Here is a 15,124-nt window from a genome sequence, read left to right on the forward strand (position 1 = left end):
TCACCTCCGCGTGACGGTCTTCTGCACGCCGTAGCCCGAGCGAAGGATGCGCTGCATCCGGCCGCCCGGCTTGTTCGTGGCGTTCGCCATCCAGTCCTCGAACTCCAACTCCACGCGGCGCGTCCCGTTCGGCCCTTCGCTCTCCTCCTGGCGCGCGACGGCCGGGGCGTTCGCCACGTGGATTTCGGTCTTCGGCGGCGTGACGTTCACCACCGGCCGCAGCGCGGCGCTGGCGGCGCCGACGTTCGGCTTGCCGATGGAGGGCGGGGCTGGGGCCATGAGCTGCGCGGTCCTCGCCGCCGGGATCACCGTCCCCGAGCCCTTCACCAGCTCCGGGCCTTCCTCGCCGACCAGATGCAGCTTGCCCGCCTCCAGCCGGCCGCCCTTGGCCCGCGGCGCGCCGAACATACTGGCGAGGAACGTCGAGAAGATGCCCCCGCCCGAGCCGCCGGCCGCGCCCTGCTGCCCGAACAGCCCGGAGAAAATCTGATCCACCACCATGTCCATCAGCCGGTCGATGATGCGATCCAGCGCGTTCGAGAGCGCGTCGGCGGCGGATACGCCCTGGCGAAGGTCGCGCAGGAAGCCCTTCGTGGCCTCCTTGCCCATGTCGGCGAACTGCTGCCGGGCGTCCTTCAACTGCTCCGCTGATTCCGCCGCGCCTTCCTGCGCCGCCTTGAGGCGGTACAGCTCCGCGACCTTGGCGGCGATGGCCTGCCCCTCGCGGGTGTGGATGTCCACGCCGGCCGCGGACAGCTCCTGAAGGATGCGCTGCTGCTGCTCGGTCTGGCCCACCTGCGCCGTCTCCAGCGCCAGGGCGTCCATTACGCGCTTGACGGCGGCGGCCTGCTTGTCGGCCTCCGTCGTCACCTTGGCGCGGGCCGTGGACTGGCGCTCCAGGCCCGAGGTGTCCGGGTCGCCGTCCTTCGGCTGCCCGCGCTGCCCCTCGGGCTCGACGTGCCATGGCTCGTTCCCCATCGGGAAGGTGACGCCGAACCGATTGGCATTGGCGTGCGCCCACGTCCGGGCCGCGTCGGAGCCGTAGCCCAGATCGGCCGCCGTGCCCTTGTTGTGGAAGCTCCGGCCCGGAGGAGCCACCCACTTCCGGGCCGCGTCCTCGCTGCCGTACTTCTTGACGGCCGCCGCCCAAAGCTCCTGCTGCCGCTCCACGCTGCGGAAGCCCGAGGTGATCTTGATGTCGTGGCCCGCCTCCTTGGCCGCCTCGATCAGCTTCGCCAGCGAGCCCCGGAATTCGGTTTGCAGGCCGGCGAGCTTCGGATCGACGAAGCGCTCGGGCAGGTGCTCCGCCCGGTTCGGCACGTTGGCGCGGGCGGTGGTCCCGGCCGCGTTCATGGCGTCGCGCAGCGCGTTCACGGCCTTCGGGTCCAGCGCCCCGGCCGGTGTCGCCGCGCCGCTGCGGTCGATCAGCTTCGCGCCGTAATACCCGGCCTCAAGCTCGCTCCCCATGATCTTGTTCAGGATCGCGAAGAACTTCGAGTTGCCGAGCGCCGCGAGGAAGCCCTCGACGTTCGTGGCCCAGGACGCCAGCGTGGTGGCGACGCCGACCACGGCGGACTTGATGTTGTTCGAGATGGTGTCGGCGATCTTCTGGAACTGCTTGTCCAGCTCCGCGCCTTTCTCAATGACGTCCTTGTCCAGCACGAGCCCAAGACGCTTGGCCTCGTCCATGTTGCGCCGGATGCCGGCTTCGCCCTGCTCGAGGAAGCGCACGAACTGCTCGCCGCCGGTCCCGCCGAAAATCTCGTCGGCGATGCGGATGCCGGCCGCCGTGTTATTCAGCGCCTTGATGCGGCCGATGATCTCGACGAAGAGCGCCGCCGGATCGCGCAGCTTCGCCTTCAGCTCGTCGGCGCCGTAGCCGAGGCGGGCGAAAGCCTCCGCGCCCGAGCCCTTGCCGGTGACGATGAACTCGTCAGCCCGGAGCTGCAGCTCCTTCAGGCCGTCCGTGAGGGCGTCCAGCGACACGTTGTTCTGGCGCGCCGCGTAGCCCAGCGCCTGAAACGCCTCCACGCCGACGCCCGCCTTGGCCGCCTCCGCCTTCAGATCCGACATGGCCCGCGTGGCGCTGCGGATCTCCGAGACGATGCCCTGCACCCCGCCCGCCGCGAAGCCCCCGAGGAAGCCCGTGGCGAAGCTGCCGGCCAAGCCCTTGAGCGCGCCTTGCGCCCGGGTCGCGGCGCTGCTGACCGTCGTCTCCAGCCGGTTCGCCATCTGCTGCCCGCGCTTCTCGATCGCGCCGAACTCCCGCCGGGCCGTGCCGTTGGCCTTGGCGAGGTCCTTCTCGAACTTGTTCACCCGCGCTTCGAGCGTCGCGATCAGCCGCGCCCCGTTGTCCGCCGCCATGTCTCAGCCCTCCGTCACCAGATTTCGATGCCCTCGGGACGCGCGTCGGCGTCCGCGTAGATGAAGCCGCCCATGTTCCCGGTCGCGGCCCGGCTCACCGCCATGGCGCCCGCCACCGCGCCGTCGATCGACAGCCAGCGGGTCGGCTTGGACAGCCGCACCTTGTGGCCGTGGGCGTTGGTCTCGACCTCGGTGTTTTCGAAGGTCCAGCGCAGGACCGGATGCGCGCCATGGCGGAAGCGGCGGCCGATGATCGCCCGCTCCAGCTCCGCAATCGCCGGCATCATGGACAACGCGCCCTGCCGGTGCTCGACCACGGGAAGGCCCTCGTCCCCGAGCGTCGCCAGCGACTGCCGCGCGAGCGCCGGGTCGAAGGCGACTTCCTGCACGTTGTAGGTGGCGCAGAGGTCGCGGATGCGGTCCTCGACCGCGCGCACGTCGATCACGTCGCCGGGCGTGGCGGTGATCTGGCCCTCCGCCGCCCACCGCACATAGGGCGCGCCGCTCAGGTCCTGGCGCTGCTGGAGATTGCCGGTCGGGCAGAAGAAGAAGGGCGCGATCTCGAAGCCGGCCTCGGTCGCGAACGCCGCCACCACCACCGTCAGGTCGATGGACGAGGACAGGTCCACGCCAAGCCAGCAGGGCGTGCGCTCCTCCGCATGGGCGTCGAGGTCCACCTCGCCGGCGCCCTGGTCGTAAACGGTCATGTCCACGAACGGCGTGGTGGCGTTGGCTTGCCACTCGTTGAGATGCAATTGCCGGAACGCGGCCTGATCGGACGGCCGGTTCTCCGCCTCCCGCGCGAGCTGGCGCAGGCCCTCAAGGTCGGGATAGCCCAGCGCCAGGCCGGGGTTCACGTCATGCCACATGGCCTGATCGCGCCAGTCGGAGCCTGCCGGCATCTCGAACAGGACCGGCAGGAACGCCGGGTCTTCGATCTCCCCGCGGGCCACCTTGCGGGCGTAGTCCACCACGTCCGACGCGACGTTCTCCTTGCCGCGCCCGGCGGTCGTCGCGACCACCAGCAGCGAGCCCGCCACCTTCGTCAGGCCGGTGCGCAGCACGTCCCACAGGTCGCGCTTCGGCCACGCATGGAGCTCGTCCACCAGCGCGAAATTCGGGGTCTGCCCGTGCTGCCGGCCGGCGTCGGACGAGATCGCCCGGAGCGTCGCGCCCTTCTGCGGGTAGGAAACCCGGTGGCGCGAATCCACGAAGCGGAGCGCCTTTTCCACACGGCGGTCCTCGCGCATGATGCCGGCCGCCTCCGCGAAGCCGATGCGGGCCTGATCGCGGTCGGCCGCGGCGAACACCGCCTGTCCGTTCGGAACCTTCTCCGGGCCGAAGGTGTGGAGGCAGGCGAGCGCCGCGGCGAGCGACGTCTTGCGGTTGCCGCGCGGCAGCAGCAGCACGACGGTCTTCACGATCCGCCGGCCGTCTGGATGGCACGGGCCATAGATGCGCCGAACAATCCGCTCCTGCCACGGATCGAGCTGGAACGCGCGGCCCGGCAGGCGCGACTTCGGATGCTTCAGCTTGCGGAGCCACGCGACCGCCCGCTCGCCATAGCCGAACGGGTCGTCGATCTCGGAGCCGTCATTCAGCCAGAGGGGACGTGTCGTCTTCATCGGGCTCCTCGTTCAGGGCCGGGCGCGAGCGCGACACGGGCGTGAGGCCAAGCTCGGATGCGAGCTGGCGCGCCGTCTGGATCGCCTTGTCCTGCATGCGGAACAGCGCCGGATCGACGCCCGCGGACTGGATCAGGCGCTCGATCTCGCGGACGCGGCCGATAGAGACCGCATAGTTTTCGAGGCTCCCGAGGTCGGCGTCGGACAGGATGCGGCGCTCGATCAGCAGCGGCATGACGCGCTTCCACTCCGCCTTCGCGTCCTTGGACAGCCAGGCGGGCGGACGCGATGCGTCCAGAACTGGACGGGCCGCCGGCTTCAGGTTCGGCTTCGCGCCCCTCACGACGACGCCCCCTTGCACCGCAGCTCCAGCCCGCGGCGGCGGCCGATCTCCTTCACCTCCAGCACGTCGAACGCGGCGCCCTCGAACACGACGCGATCGGCGTTGCGCAGGCCAGCAATCCAGCGGGTGCGGAAGGCGACCGAGCGCCCGGCCTGCTCGCCGGCGGCCTCCATCCATTCGGACGTGCTGCTTTCCAGAAGCTGCGCCCGCACGCTGGCGAGCGACGTCCAGCCCCCCGAGACGCCCCCGAACTCGTCTTGCACCTCGCCAAGGCGCTGGATGGTGATGGTCCGATCGAGCGAGCCGGCCCTCATGCCACGACCTCCACGAGCATGGCCTCGAAGGTCAGCACCGCATGGCCCCACTCGCCGCCGGGATCCCGCATGTATCGGGCGTCATCCAGCGAGAGCCACGCCACCTCGAAGCCCGCCGGCGTCCAGAAGCCGGGCCTCATGGCGACCATGACGGCGCCGCTGATCTGCTTCGCGAGCACGAGGTTCTGACCCTTCACCCACAGGTGCAGGGTGACGGCGACGCGGTAGCTGTTATCCGCAAGGCTCAGCGGGTCGCGGATGGTCTGGTCGTCCCCGAGGATGATGCAGGGGGAGACGGTCGGCAGGCCGTGGCGATCGAAGATGTTGGCGGCCGGGACGAGCGCGGTCACGCCGGCGTCGGCGCGGAGACGGTCGAACACGGCCTTCTGGAGCGCGAGGCTGGGCTCGGTCATGAGGACCACCCCCTCTCAATCGCCTTCTTCATGGCCCGATTGATGCGGCCCCGCGCCCGCTTCTTCGTCAGTCGGTAGCCGGGCCAGAAGAATGGATAGGCGGGCGCCGGGACGTCGCTCCAGCCGCTCGCCATGTGGCCGTACTCCACGAGATGGGCGTAGCGGACTTCGCTGTTTCCGGCGGTCACGACGGCCGCGCCGGCGGGCACGACATGCGAGCCGCCCGGCTGGCTATGGGCCGGCGTCGTGCCGCCCGGCGGGGTGACGACGATGCTCTCGCGGAGCTTGCCGCTCTTCACCGGGACCATGGCGCGCATGGTGGCCGCCATCTCCTCCGCCGACTGGGTGACGGCCGGGTCGATCGCCTTCCGCACCTCCTCGGGGATGCGCTTCAGGCGCCGGCTCAGGTCGTCCAGCCCGTTCCCGCGCGCCATCAGAACCACTCCGCCCGATGGGGCCGGACCAGATCGTCGAAGCCGAACGGGATCGCGCTCGCGGATACGCCGACGATGGACGCCTCGCGGTTCTCGTAGAGGTGCGCCGCCAGCATCCTGATGGCCTCCTTCAGGTCGGCGGGCACGGCGTCCACGGTCTCGAAGTCGTCGAAGGACAGGCCGGCCGCCGCCTCCACATGGGCCGTCGCCGCCGCCACCTTGTTCACGATCAGCACGTCATCGTCCGCGCCGAAGTCGTCGGTGAGACCTAGGTGGGCGCGCATGTCGGCGAGCGAGATCACGATCATCAGCGCTTCTTATCCGCCTGAATGGTGTCGTCAGGAAAACTGAAATCGCCGGTGTTGCGAGCGTCTGGGGGCGCGCGGTCTTGGCCCTTCTCGGCAAAGTCTCGACCCACCCCCCGGTCCCTGCGGCCGAACGCCTGGTCGCGGGCGGTGCGGGCCGAATGGCACCCCTTGCAGAGCGGTCGCAGGTTCGCGGTCGCGTTGTTCCGGCTGTTCCCGTCGATGTGGTCCACCTCGGTCGCCTCGACCCTCTCGCCTCGGGCGGCATGGTTCCGGCACCAGGGCTCAGCGTTGAGGATGGCGGCGCGGACCTTGCGCCAATGGGCGTCGTAGCCTCGTGCCGCGGACGACTGGCGCTTGGCGTCGAAGGCGTCGCGGCGAGCCTTGTCTCGTCGGGTCTCGCAGGGGCAGCGGGCGCCGGACGCGATCCGATGTCCACAGCCGCAGATGCGAGGGGCGCGCATGGGCATGGGCTCAGCTCCCCGCGGCGGGAGGAAGCGCTACCACGACGCCTCCTCCCTCTCTCACGAGCGTCGCAGTCCTGCCCGCCTTGACCCTCCAGTCAGGTGTATGCCCGGACGCCAGGGAGGCGGGCTTTTCGGTATTGGGCCGACTGCGAAGGCGACCCTCAAAGGAGAGCGTCCGGGTGTTCGTCATGCCGCGCGCGCCACCTTGCGCGTGCCGAGGAAGGCCATGCCGGCCTTCAGCTTGTCTTCGAGGGAGGTGTCGTTCCGCCCTCTGGCCTTGTCGCCTCCGCCGAAGATGGCCTGAAGCATCTCCTGCCGGCCTATGTAGGCGGACAGGATCGCGGGCATCGGGGCGTTCATGACCTCCTCGTGGGTCCAGCCGAGCCAGCCCGTCCCGATCTTGTAGAGGCGGGCGAAATAGTCCGCGTGGGTGACGCCTCCGGTTTTGGGGGCGTCGAGGGCGTCGCCGGACATGTCGCCGGGGATGGTCCCTCCGTTGGCGAGGACGAGCACGAAGTCGAGAAGCTGCGGCTGGACCGCCATCAGCGCGCCGGGCGTGGACGCCTCGACCACCTTGGAGGCATTGCTACCCACGGCCACCCGCATGAACCGGCGGACGGTGCGGGTGTCGAGTTCGTGGAGCTTCTTCAGCAGCGCGTCGAAGCCGCCGTGCAGCTCATGGGAGCGGATGGCGGCGCGCAGCGTCGGACGCATCTCGATGGCCTGGCCTCCGAGATGCACCACGACGACGTCGCCGATGATGGCGGACAGCGCCCCCATGGGATCAGTCCGCCGCCACTTCGAGACGGTCGGTGTTGATCGCCAGCGTGTGGGTGATGCGCACCACGTTGTCGCTCTCGCCGAAGGAGATGCGGCCGCCAAGGACCGTCGCGGAGAAGAAGAACGTCGTGCCGTCCCCGCCCGCGGTCAGCTTGTCCGGCAGCACGCATTTGAACGGGTAATCGCCCTTGCCGCGCGCCGCGGAGAGCGCGGCTTGGCCCGCATCGCCCGGCAGGCGGTTGACGATCAGGTCCAGCGTGCCGCCGTCGGTGGTGCCGGCGAGGCGACGGAGGCGGCTTTCACCGACGCTCTTCACCTCCACGGCCTCGTCCACGTCGCCGAACTCGCCAAGATCAAAGACGTCCTTGATCTCGGTCCAGGTCAGGGCCTCGTATTCCGCCACCGTGTCGAGCGCGGGCGTCGCCGCCGTGGTGGCGATGTAGAACTTCGTCTTGTTGGTCAGATGGGCCATGTCGTCCTCCCTCAGCTCGCCGCGACCTTGACCTTCACGAACTTGGCGGGTTCGAGAACGTCGCCGCCGACACGACGGCGGGCGTGGAAGCGGACGATGCCGTTCGTGGCGCGGGTGAAGGGGTCCACGAGGATCGACAGGCCCACGCGGTCGATGATGCGGTAGCCGGACCAGTCGCCGAACACGATCGGGAACGCGCCCGCGCCCACGTTCGGCATGTCCACCGCCTCGATCACCGGCCGCCCGAGCAGCGTGGCGGGAGCGCCCGCCTGGATGCTGGGCTGCCAGAGATAGGCCCCCTGCGCGTCCTTCAGCTTGCGGATGCTGGCGAGCACGGTGCGGTTGAGCAGCCACGCGCCGTTCTGCGCATAGGCGGTCGGGAGCTTCGACATGACGTCGATCAGCAGATCGGCCGGGGCGGAGCCCAGCGTCGACGCGGCCCCCGTGACGACCTCCTGAATGCCGGCGCCGGCGGCGAGGATGCCCTTCGGCTTGCCCACGCCGTCGCCGGTGACGAAGGCGGCGCTTTCCTTCTGCCCGAAGTCCTCGGACAGGGCCGTGCGGAGTTCGCCCTCGACGTCGTAAGCCGCGTCCTCGAGAAGCTGCTTGCTGATCTCGACGTAGGTCGCCAGTTCGTGGGCCGTGAGCGTCACCTGGCCGAAGGTCATGGTGCTCTCGGGGCGGTCCTCGATCTCGCTCACCCACTGCGCGTTCGTGCCCGTCAGGCGCTTGGGGAGCCGCACCTCCGGGGCCGCGAGCTGCATGACGCGGGCGTACTGGCGGATCGGGCTGTACTCGACCAGCGCGCGGAGGATTTCCGAGCCGTAGGCCTCGGGAGCCAGATAGCCGGCAGAGGCGTCGTTCGCGACGGTGAGGGCCTTGCGCTCGGTCTCGCCAAGGGCGGCGTCGCCGCGGCGCAGATAGACGCCGAAGGACTTCTTCTCGACCGCCGCGGCCTCGTCCTCGGGCTGTCCGCCGCCGGCGTTCGGCCGGTTGAGCCGGGCCTCGATCTTGTCGAGCCGGCCCGGCAGGGCGGCGAGGCCCTTCACGCCGTCTCCCAGCTCCGCGAGCTTCTTCTCGATGTCGGCCGCGACCGGGGCCGGCGGCGTCTCGGTCGCGGGCGTGTCCGCGGTCGTCTCGGTCATTGCTTCTCGTCCGGCACCCTTGAGAGACGTCACGACCGCGCCGGGATGCGACGGCACGGGGACGATGGAAATTTCCTTGAGGTCGAGATCGGTGATGGTCCGGCCGCCGCCGCGACGGGGTGCGGCCTTGCGGGTGACGAAGCCGATGGAGAGCCCGCCGACGCCGCCGGCCTTCATGAGGGCGCGGACCTCGCGGGCGCGGGCCACGTCGTCCACCAGCAGGCGGCCCTTCACCTCCAGCCCGGCGCCGGTCTCCTTGGCCTCGGTCCAGACGCCAACGGCGTCGCGCTGGTCGTGGGCGAACAGCATGGGGAGCGCGCCGACCACCTTGGCGAACGCGCCCTTTTCGATGACGTCGCCCACCATGTCGGCGGAGCCGAAGGGCCAGGCGATGCCGACCACCTCGCCCTGATCGCCGGGCGTGAAGACGGCCTTGACCTCAAGCCTGTCCATCGTCCGCCTCCGTCTTGGCCGGACCCCACCACAGGGCCTCAAGGATCGCGGTCGCGAGCGGGTGGACCTCGGAGAGCGGCCGGCCGTCCACGTAGAGCGACACCAGCACCGCCGCGTCCTCAGGCGTGGAGCCGCCGCCGATCAGGCCGATGCGCACGGTCTCGCGCAGCTCCAGCGCGGTGAAGTCGCCGGCGAACATGCGGCGGCTGATGGCCCCGACGCCCGCGCCCGCCTTGCGCTCCAGCTCCGCCACCCGCTCGGGCGGCAGGGCGAAGGCGTGATCGCCGTCCCCGAAGAAGCGCGTGGTGGTGATCGCCTCATTCGCCATCGGCGGGCTCCTGTTCGGCGGGCTCGGAGGGGGGGGGAACTTTCCTCCCCTCGGGCTCGGCGCCGCTCGTGGTGTTGGGATTGCTCAGGCTGTCCCCGTCCGGCCGGGCCGGCAGGTTCTCGCGGGCGCGGCACTCGTTGCCGGTGACGACGCCGGCGGCGCGCATGAGGCTGTAGGCTTCCGCCCGGCTCTTGATGTCCGCGGAAATCAGCCCGTCCGTCTCGGCTTCGATGAAGCGTTCCGCCCGCTCGTCCGGGCTCAGCAGGACGCGGCGATAGCCAGCTTCCAGACGGGTGAGCCAGGGCGAGAGGCCATAGGCCAGGAACTCGCGGCCAAGCTCGCCGACGTTCGCCCAGGTGGCGCGGCCCATCTCGCCGAGCATGTGCGCCGGCACGCCGAAGGCCCGGCTGATGTCGTCCACGATGAACCGCAGAAGTTCGAGGAACTGCGCGTCCGTCGAGTTGAAGGTGAAGGGCTGATATGCCGTGCCCTGCTCCAGCAGCGGCGTCCCGCCAGCGTTGGCGGAGCCCTCATAGGCCCGCCAGGACGCCTTCATGCGGGCGCGGGTCTCCGCGTCGATGCGGGTGCCCGCGGGCGTCATCAGCACGCCGCCCGGCCGCGCGCCGCGCTCGAACAGGTTCACGCCGTGGCGCTGGAGCGCCAGCCCGAAGCGGATGGCGTTGGCCGCCACCTTGATGGCCGCCAGCCCCGACACGCCGTCAACGTCCAGATGCGGGCCGCGCAGATGGATGATGTCGCGGACGCCGTAGACCCGCCGCCCGCCGGTCACGACGCTGACCTCGAAGGACGGCTCGCCGGTGAGCTGGTCCACGACGATGGAGACCGCGCGGGGGTCGAGCCGCAGCAGCTCCACGACGCGGCCCTCGACGCGGTTCGCGAAGGCGTAGCCGTTGCCGTGCAGCAAGGCGTCCGAGACGAGCAGCGCCCGCAGGTCGCCGGCCGCCGTCCAGTCGTTCGCGTCCTCGTTCAGCAGGGCTTCGGCCGGGTGCTCGCGATCGATCTCGCGGGCCTCGCCGTCGCCGCGCTTGTAGACGTGGAACTTGAGACCGCCGGCCGTCTCGGAGAGCAGCCGCACCGCGGCGGAAACCGCCGTCAGCTCCAGCGCCGAACGCGGCCCGACGTTGATGCTGGTCGTCTCGATGCCGAAGATGCGGAACAAGTCTTCGTCATGGTAGGCGAGCGTCCCGCCGGCCGCCGGCGCGGCCTTCTCGTCGAGCGCGAGCGCGGGCGGGAGAACGTCCCCCGCCATCGTCGCCAGAGCCTTGTGCTTCTTCCGCTTCGCCATGCGCGAAGGATGCGGGGGGCGAAAAAGTTGCGCACGGAGGAACTTGGGACAGCTTTAGGGGAGGGGAGCCCCCTTCAGCTTCTGCGCCCGCGTATGCGCCGACTGCTTCGAGATGCCGACGATGCGCCCGGCCCGGCAGGAGTTGACGCCCGCCGCCAGCATCTCCGCGAACAGCGCCTCGCCCGCGGACGTGAGGCTGCGCCCCTTGCCCTCGCCCTTGGCGCAGGTGATCGACGCAGCCCGCGCCTCCCAATCGGTGGCGGCGGCGACGGGCTGGATGGCGGGTGCCGACTGGATCGCGGCCGCGAGCTGCGCGTCGAGCTTCTCGCGGGTCGGCTCCTCGCCGGCGGCCAGTCGTTCCTCCAGCAGGCGGGCCACGATGCCGGGCTCGCGGCGCTCGGCGGCCCGGACCATGCGGCCCTTCTCCACCGCCTCCTCGATCGTCAGTTCTTTCTTTCTGTCAGCGGGCTCCGCCACCTCGGAAAGATCCGAAAGAAAGAAAGATTCAGGGGCTTTCTGACTTTCCGGCTTTTTGTCGCCCTCTGAAAACCGTTCATTCTCTTGGGCCTCGTCTTCGGCGTAGAAGTCAGTCGCCTCCGATCTTTCTTTCTTTCCGTTCTTTCTCTCCCCGGCGTCATCGGCTGAAAGATCGGTGCGGTCAGGGTGGATGTAGAGGCCGCGACCGACCTTCAGCACCTCGCCGGCGCGCACCATGCGGTACAGCAGGATGTCCACGGCGTTGCGGGTGGTCTCGACCGCGAAGGCGATCTCGCGGGCGCCCATGGGCTCGGTGGCGTCCTTCAGCTCGGCAAGGATGCGGCCCCGCTCGTCGGACTTGTGCACGTCGCCGGCGTCGCCCAGCGCCCGCCAGCGGCAGTTGTCGCGGTCGAAGGTGACGGCGGTCTCCGCCTCCTCGATGTCGCGGCCGCGGGCATACAGGGTTACGCCGTTCGAGGTGCGACGCAGGATCAGGCCGGCGTCGGCGGCGCCCATGATGCCGAAGGTGCCGGACACCTCCTCGAACGGGTCGAGGTCGGAGCCGCCCTTCTTGACGTGGTGCACGATGACGATGGCGCAGCCGGTGTCGGAGGCGATCTTCTGCAACTCCTTGATCGCCAGATAGTCGCCCTCGTAGACCGACTGCTTGTCGTTCCGGGGCGCGCGGAACATGGCGAGGACGTCCACGATCACCAGCCGCGGGTTCTTGGCGGTCGCGATCCATTCGCGGATGCGGGCCACGCCGCCCTCGTTGGAGCGCGGCCATTCGGTGGCGTAGGTGAAGCCCTCGGGCCACTCGTCGAACGTGACGCCCAGCACCTTGGTGATGCGGCGCTGGAGCCGGCGTTCGTTGTCCTCCAGCGCCAGGTAGAGCACATCGCCCTGGGGGCATTTGGTCTCGCCCAGGCAGAAGCCGCCGCGGGCGACGGCGAGCCCCACGTCCAGAACGAACCACGACTTGCCGAGCTTGGGCGCGCCGGCGAGGACGGTGCAGCCCTCCGCGATAAAGCCGGGCACCACATAGGACACCGGCGGGAACACCATCCGGCGCAGTTCTTCGGCGGTGCGGATGACGGGGCCGCCCTTCGGCATGTGGCCGCGGCGGCGCTCCACCTCCTCCAGGTCGATCCACGAGCTGTCGTTGTCGTAGGTCACGCGGCCTTCTCCATCGTCGTCTTGTGCAGGACGACGCGGCAGGTGGGCCGCGGCGGAACGAGCGCGTCTCGGAGCTGACGGGAATGCTCCAGGTCTTCGCCGGCGATGCGGGGGACGTCGCGCAGGCGGTCGTGGACGGCGGCGCGATCGACGATCACGATCCCGCGACCCTCCGCCCGCAGCCAGTCCAGCGGCGAGCGCCACACCTGCAAGGCGTTGTCCGCGAAGTACGTCGCCGCCATGTCGATCGCGGCCTCGCCCAGGGCGAAGGATCGGCCGAGCAGGCGCAGCTTCACGGACGGGGACGGCCGCCACGCCACAAGGTCCTGCACCTCGCTGGTGAAGGCGCGGACGGCGTTGACGAACATGGGCTCGCCGCCGGGCTGGAACTCGAAGCGGCCGCGATCGATCGAGACCGGGGCCACCTTCGTCATGGTGGCGTGGGCCGTGAGGGCGCGCTCGGGGACGCCGGCCTCCCGCAGGAAGGCGAGATCCGCGCGGTCGGGCATGGGCAGCGCAAGGAACTCCAGCTCCAGCGCGTCCATGTGGGACCACGCGCCGGCTTCCGCCGCCGCATGGCCCATGTCGGAGAGGGCGGTCATCACTCGCCGCCAATGACGAGGCCGGGGACACCTGCGGGAGCCACGTCGGAGAGCCGCCGGAAGGCTTCCGCGAAGGTGCGACCGATCAGCGTGCGGAGGCCGCCGTGGTCCATTACCCAGCCGGACGGGGTGAGGTAGACCTCGTAGTGGTCGCGCGACGACACCGCGGCTTTGGGCTGGACCCGGCCCACGCGGGGGCTATACTCGGGGGCGTTGAAATTCGACATGCGATCCGCGCCGCGAGCCCCCGCCAGGGCCGCGGCGTTTTCGTTTTTGGCGGCCGTGGGCGGAACGCCTGCGGAACATGCTCCGGTGCTATTCCGGGACGACTTGTCCAGAACGTGCCGATATTCTCCGTCCGTTCCGTTTTTCGCGCCTTGCCGGGAGGGCTCCGATCCCGCATAACCCGAAGCGGACGTTGGTCGCGGGGCGTAGCTCAGCCTGGTAGAGCGCCTGCTTTGGGAGCAGGGGGTCGCATGTTCGAATCGTGTCGCCCCGACCATGTCCGTCCGCGCTTATCCGAGGGCTTGCGATGACCGCACGCATCTACAGACCGACGCGCAACGCCATGCAGTCGGGCGCCGCCCGCACCCGCCGCTGGGTGCTGGAGCACGAGCCGGCCGAGGCGCGGCGCGTGGAGCCGCTCATGGGCTGGACCTCCTCCGCCGACACCCACCAGCAGGTGCGTCTCACCTTCGCCACCCGCGAGGAGGCCGTGGCCTATGCGGAGCGCGCCGGCCTCGCCTATCAGGTTCAGGAGCCGAAAGCCCCGGTGCGCCGCGCCATGGCCTACTCCGACAACTTCCGCGCCGGCGCTCCCGAGCCCTGGACGCACTGAGCGTCGTTTCCACGGCCCCGTAGCTCAGCCGGATAGAGCACCAGCCTTCTAAGCTGATGGTCGCTGGTTCGAATCCAGCCGGGGTCGCCAAATTTTCTTCAGCTCCCAGCGGTTTTCAATGCCGTTGGAAGCTGAAGGGAACTTCCTGAATCGGAACAGTTCGGCCACGAATGGTCGGAGAACTTTTACGCCGGCTCCAAAGCCCTTACGCAAAACCCTATGCCTGTTCGCGGCGCCTTCTGGGTTTGGGATTTGTCAGAAAGTTGCCTTGAGTTTCTGAAGGAATCCACTTGGCGATCTGTCGGGGGCTTGTCGCAGATCCCTAACAGAGGGCTTTAGCCCAGCCGGACGAGAACCCACGTCAACAGGCCGGCGTTGATCAGCCCGAGCGCCAAAGCGACGCGCTTGGCGGAGATCGCGGCCTTGTAGGCGGCCAAAGCATTGCCTTGGGCATTCGCGGCATCCTGGCGAGCATGTGCGATCAAGCGGTCGCGGGTCGCCTCGTCTAGCCCATAGTCATGCCGCAGGCTGTCGGAGTGATAGCCGAGGTCTTGGTCGAGCATCGCCCGCGCGATCACCTCGGAGCGGACGATCTCGCCGCTCTCTCCCATCGCCTTGCGAGCATTGAGATCGTGCCGGATCGCATCGTGCGTCGTCGTCTCCATGCCGCCTTCGGTTGTTCGCATTGTCCATCATCCCAGCGAACATGAAGGCCGCGCCAAGCGAAGTCCCGCATATTTTCCAAAAACCTCGACCGACATATTATGGCTCTCTCGAGCCTGACACTTGTTCTTGCCAAACTCTAACAAGGAGACTTCGCCTTTTTCGATGTGAAGACATTTTGGTCCAATCCGTCGGCTCAATCCTTATCAGCGGTGCTGTTGGACCCAGGAGCTTACTCCATTCTATCTCTGTCGGCGCGTTGGTTGCCATACGCTCCGCCACTACACAGTAAATCATTTTTTCACGGAGTGGACCACGAACATTCTCTTCTTGTCACGCTTGCGGATCGGTTTGTCGCAGTTGCCGTCCCCGCACGATCGCGCCGTTGAGAGCAGGCGCGACGGGGCGTGACAGTGCGTCTGAAGACAGCGCCGCGAGACGGAAAGCAGGTTCGCCGAGGGTTGACGCACGCGTCAGGCCCCTGCCGAAAATCTTTTGATCAAAATCTATAGACTTTGTATTTTTTTATGGACATAATCTGCCATCGATGCCATAGGAAGGGCTTCCGCAACCCACGTCGCACAGGCGCCGTGGTGGCGAAGAGAGAAATGCCATATCC

At 69.0% G+C, this 15,124-nt stretch carries 18 protein-coding genes and 2 tRNA genes; 3 read left to right on the forward strand and 17 right to left on the reverse strand.

Translation table 11 applies throughout. The features are described from left to right. The 16 genes from PKE85_RS09850 to PKE85_RS09925 form a co-directional block, all read right to left on the reverse strand. A complete protein-coding gene (locus PKE85_RS09850; RefSeq protein ID WP_271204572.1) occupies window positions 1-2,364 on the reverse strand; it encodes a M15 family metallopeptidase in 2,364 nt (787 codons plus the stop codon). Between the two features lie 14 nt (window positions 2,365-2,378). Further along, on the reverse strand, window positions 2,379-3,989 hold the full coding sequence (locus PKE85_RS09855; RefSeq protein WP_271204573.1) for a terminase large subunit: 1,611 nt from the start codon (window positions 3,987-3,989) through the stop codon (window positions 2,379-2,381). Then, window positions 3,958-4,332 carry a phage terminase small subunit P27 family gene (locus tag PKE85_RS09860; RefSeq protein WP_271204574.1) on the reverse strand — a complete coding sequence of 125 codons (375 nt, stop codon included), beginning with the start codon at window positions 4,330-4,332 and terminating at the stop codon, window positions 3,958-3,960. Before PKE85_RS09860 ends, PKE85_RS09855 begins: the two co-directional genes overlap by 32 nt. Continuing rightward, window positions 4,329-4,646: a phage head closure protein gene (locus tag PKE85_RS09865; protein WP_271204575.1), complete on the reverse strand. Its 318-nt coding sequence runs from the start codon at window positions 4,644-4,646 to the stop codon at window positions 4,329-4,331. The genes PKE85_RS09860 and PKE85_RS09865 overlap by 4 nt, the downstream gene beginning before the upstream one ends. Then, the gene (locus PKE85_RS09870; RefSeq protein ID WP_271204576.1) at window positions 4,643-5,059 is read right to left on the reverse strand and encodes a DUF3168 domain-containing protein; all 417 of its coding nucleotides are present in this window, start codon (window positions 5,057-5,059) and stop codon (window positions 4,643-4,645) included. Before PKE85_RS09870 ends, PKE85_RS09865 begins: the two co-directional genes overlap by 4 nt. Then, a complete protein-coding gene (locus tag PKE85_RS09875; protein ID WP_271204577.1) occupies window positions 5,056-5,493 on the reverse strand; it encodes an HK97 gp10 family phage protein in 438 nt (145 codons plus the stop codon). The genes PKE85_RS09870 and PKE85_RS09875 overlap by 4 nt, the downstream gene beginning before the upstream one ends. Beyond that, window positions 5,493-5,801 (reverse strand): head-tail connector protein, encoded by a 309-nt coding sequence (locus tag PKE85_RS09880; RefSeq protein ID WP_271204578.1) that lies wholly within the window; start codon window positions 5,799-5,801, stop codon window positions 5,493-5,495. The genes PKE85_RS09875 and PKE85_RS09880 overlap by 1 nt, the downstream gene beginning before the upstream one ends. Beyond that, entirely contained in the window at window positions 5,801-6,268 is a 468-nt protein-coding gene (locus PKE85_RS09885; RefSeq protein WP_271204579.1) for an HNH endonuclease signature motif containing protein, read from the reverse strand. The genes PKE85_RS09880 and PKE85_RS09885 overlap by 1 nt, the downstream gene beginning before the upstream one ends. Window positions 6,269-6,451: 183 nt before the next feature. Then, entirely contained in the window at window positions 6,452-7,045 is a 594-nt protein-coding gene (locus PKE85_RS09890; protein WP_271204580.1) for a hypothetical protein, read from the reverse strand. A gap of 4 nt (window positions 7,046-7,049) precedes the next feature. Continuing rightward, on the reverse strand, window positions 7,050-7,517 hold the full coding sequence (locus PKE85_RS09895; RefSeq protein ID WP_271204581.1) for an iron ABC transporter substrate-binding protein: 468 nt from the start codon (window positions 7,515-7,517) through the stop codon (window positions 7,050-7,052). Between the two features lie 11 nt (window positions 7,518-7,528). Continuing rightward, the gene (locus PKE85_RS09900; RefSeq protein WP_271204582.1) at window positions 7,529-9,115 is read right to left on the reverse strand and encodes a phage major capsid protein; all 1,587 of its coding nucleotides are present in this window, start codon (window positions 9,113-9,115) and stop codon (window positions 7,529-7,531) included. Next, window positions 9,102-9,443: a gene transfer agent family protein gene (locus tag PKE85_RS09905; RefSeq protein WP_271204583.1), complete on the reverse strand. Its 342-nt coding sequence runs from the start codon at window positions 9,441-9,443 to the stop codon at window positions 9,102-9,104. The genes PKE85_RS09900 and PKE85_RS09905 overlap by 14 nt, the downstream gene beginning before the upstream one ends. Next, a complete protein-coding gene (locus PKE85_RS09910; RefSeq protein ID WP_271204584.1) occupies window positions 9,433-10,713 on the reverse strand; it encodes a phage portal protein in 1,281 nt (426 codons plus the stop codon). The genes PKE85_RS09905 and PKE85_RS09910 overlap by 11 nt, the downstream gene beginning before the upstream one ends. A gap of 90 nt (window positions 10,714-10,803) precedes the next feature. Beyond that, entirely contained in the window at window positions 10,804-12,402 is a 1,599-nt protein-coding gene (locus PKE85_RS09915) for an AAA family ATPase (protein WP_271204585.1), read from the reverse strand. Next, the gene (locus PKE85_RS09920; protein WP_271204586.1) at window positions 12,399-13,004 is read right to left on the reverse strand and encodes a hypothetical protein; all 606 of its coding nucleotides are present in this window, start codon (window positions 13,002-13,004) and stop codon (window positions 12,399-12,401) included. Before PKE85_RS09920 ends, PKE85_RS09915 begins: the two co-directional genes overlap by 4 nt. Next, window positions 13,004-13,231 carry a hypothetical protein gene (locus PKE85_RS09925; RefSeq protein ID WP_271204587.1) on the reverse strand — a complete coding sequence of 76 codons (228 nt, stop codon included), beginning with the start codon at window positions 13,229-13,231 and terminating at the stop codon, window positions 13,004-13,006. The genes PKE85_RS09920 and PKE85_RS09925 overlap by 1 nt, the downstream gene beginning before the upstream one ends. Window positions 13,232-13,429: 198 nt before the next feature. On the opposite strand from PKE85_RS09925, the gene PKE85_RS09930 reads away from it, so the two are divergent. From PKE85_RS09930 to PKE85_RS09940, 3 genes are all read left to right on the forward strand, one after another. After that, window positions 13,430-13,506, forward strand: a tRNA-Pro gene (locus PKE85_RS09930). A gap of 30 nt (window positions 13,507-13,536) precedes the next feature. Further along, on the forward strand, window positions 13,537-13,842 hold the full coding sequence (locus PKE85_RS09935; protein ID WP_271204588.1) for an ETC complex I subunit: 306 nt from the start codon (window positions 13,537-13,539) through the stop codon (window positions 13,840-13,842). 13 nt (window positions 13,843-13,855) lie between these two features. Next, window positions 13,856-13,932: transfer RNA gene (locus PKE85_RS09940), tRNA-Arg, on the forward strand. Between the two features lie 245 nt (window positions 13,933-14,177). Here the strand turns inward: PKE85_RS09940 and PKE85_RS09945 are convergent. Beyond that, window positions 14,178-14,507, reverse strand: a complete 330-nt coding sequence (locus PKE85_RS09945; RefSeq protein WP_271204589.1) for a hypothetical protein — start codon at window positions 14,505-14,507, stop codon at window positions 14,178-14,180. Window positions 14,508-15,124: the final 617 nt, after the last annotated feature.

It is taken from the genome of Methylopila jiangsuensis (genome assembly GCF_027922305.1).
GTDB lineage: Bacteria > Pseudomonadota > Alphaproteobacteria > Rhizobiales > Methylopilaceae > Methylopila > Methylopila jiangsuensis.

What these genes read in the sequence shown, in the direction of transcription:
- PKE85_RS09865 (WP_271204575.1), bottom strand. Translation starts at nt 4,646, where the DNA reads ATGAGGGCCGGCTCGCTCGATCGGACCATCACCATCCAGCGCCTTGGC.
- PKE85_RS09885 (WP_271204579.1), bottom strand. Translation starts at nt 6,268, where the DNA reads ATGCCCATGCGCGCCCCTCGCATCTGCGGCTGTGGACATCGGATCGCG.
- PKE85_RS09910 (WP_271204584.1), bottom strand. Translation starts at nt 10,713, where the DNA reads ATGGCGGGGGACGTTCTCCCGCCCGCGCTCGCGCTCGACGAGAAGGCC.
- PKE85_RS09935 (WP_271204588.1), top strand. Translation starts at nt 13,537, where the DNA reads ATGACCGCACGCATCTACAGACCGACGCGCAACGCCATGCAGTCGGGC.
- PKE85_RS09875 (WP_271204577.1), bottom strand. Translation starts at nt 5,493, where the DNA reads ATGGCGCGCGGGAACGGGCTGGACGACCTGAGCCGGCGCCTGAAGCGC.
- PKE85_RS09850 (WP_271204572.1), bottom strand. Translation starts at nt 2,364, where the DNA reads ATGGCGGCGGACAACGGGGCGCGGCTGATCGCGACGCTCGAAGCGCGG.
- PKE85_RS09920 (WP_271204586.1), bottom strand. Translation starts at nt 13,004, where the DNA reads ATGACCGCCCTCTCCGACATGGGCCATGCGGCGGCGGAAGCCGGCGCG.
- PKE85_RS09890 (WP_271204580.1), bottom strand. Translation starts at nt 7,045, where the DNA reads ATGGGGGCGCTGTCCGCCATCATCGGCGACGTCGTCGTGGTGCATCTC.
- PKE85_RS09900 (WP_271204582.1), bottom strand. Translation starts at nt 9,115, where the DNA reads ATGGACAGGCTTGAGGTCAAGGCCGTCTTCACGCCCGGCGATCAGGGC.
- PKE85_RS09880 (WP_271204578.1), bottom strand. Translation starts at nt 5,801, where the DNA reads ATGATCGTGATCTCGCTCGCCGACATGCGCGCCCACCTAGGTCTCACC.
- PKE85_RS09945 (WP_271204589.1), bottom strand. Translation starts at nt 14,507, where the DNA reads ATGGAGACGACGACGCACGATGCGATCCGGCACGATCTCAATGCTCGC.
- PKE85_RS09870 (WP_271204576.1), bottom strand. Translation starts at nt 5,059, where the DNA reads ATGACCGAGCCCAGCCTCGCGCTCCAGAAGGCCGTGTTCGACCGTCTC.
- PKE85_RS09925 (WP_271204587.1), bottom strand. Translation starts at nt 13,231, where the DNA reads ATGTCGAATTTCAACGCCCCCGAGTATAGCCCCCGCGTGGGCCGGGTC.
- PKE85_RS09905 (WP_271204583.1), bottom strand. Translation starts at nt 9,443, where the DNA reads ATGGCGAATGAGGCGATCACCACCACGCGCTTCTTCGGGGACGGCGAT.
- PKE85_RS09855 (WP_271204573.1), bottom strand. Translation starts at nt 3,989, where the DNA reads ATGAAGACGACACGTCCCCTCTGGCTGAATGACGGCTCCGAGATCGAC.
- PKE85_RS09895 (WP_271204581.1), bottom strand. Translation starts at nt 7,517, where the DNA reads ATGGCCCATCTGACCAACAAGACGAAGTTCTACATCGCCACCACGGCG.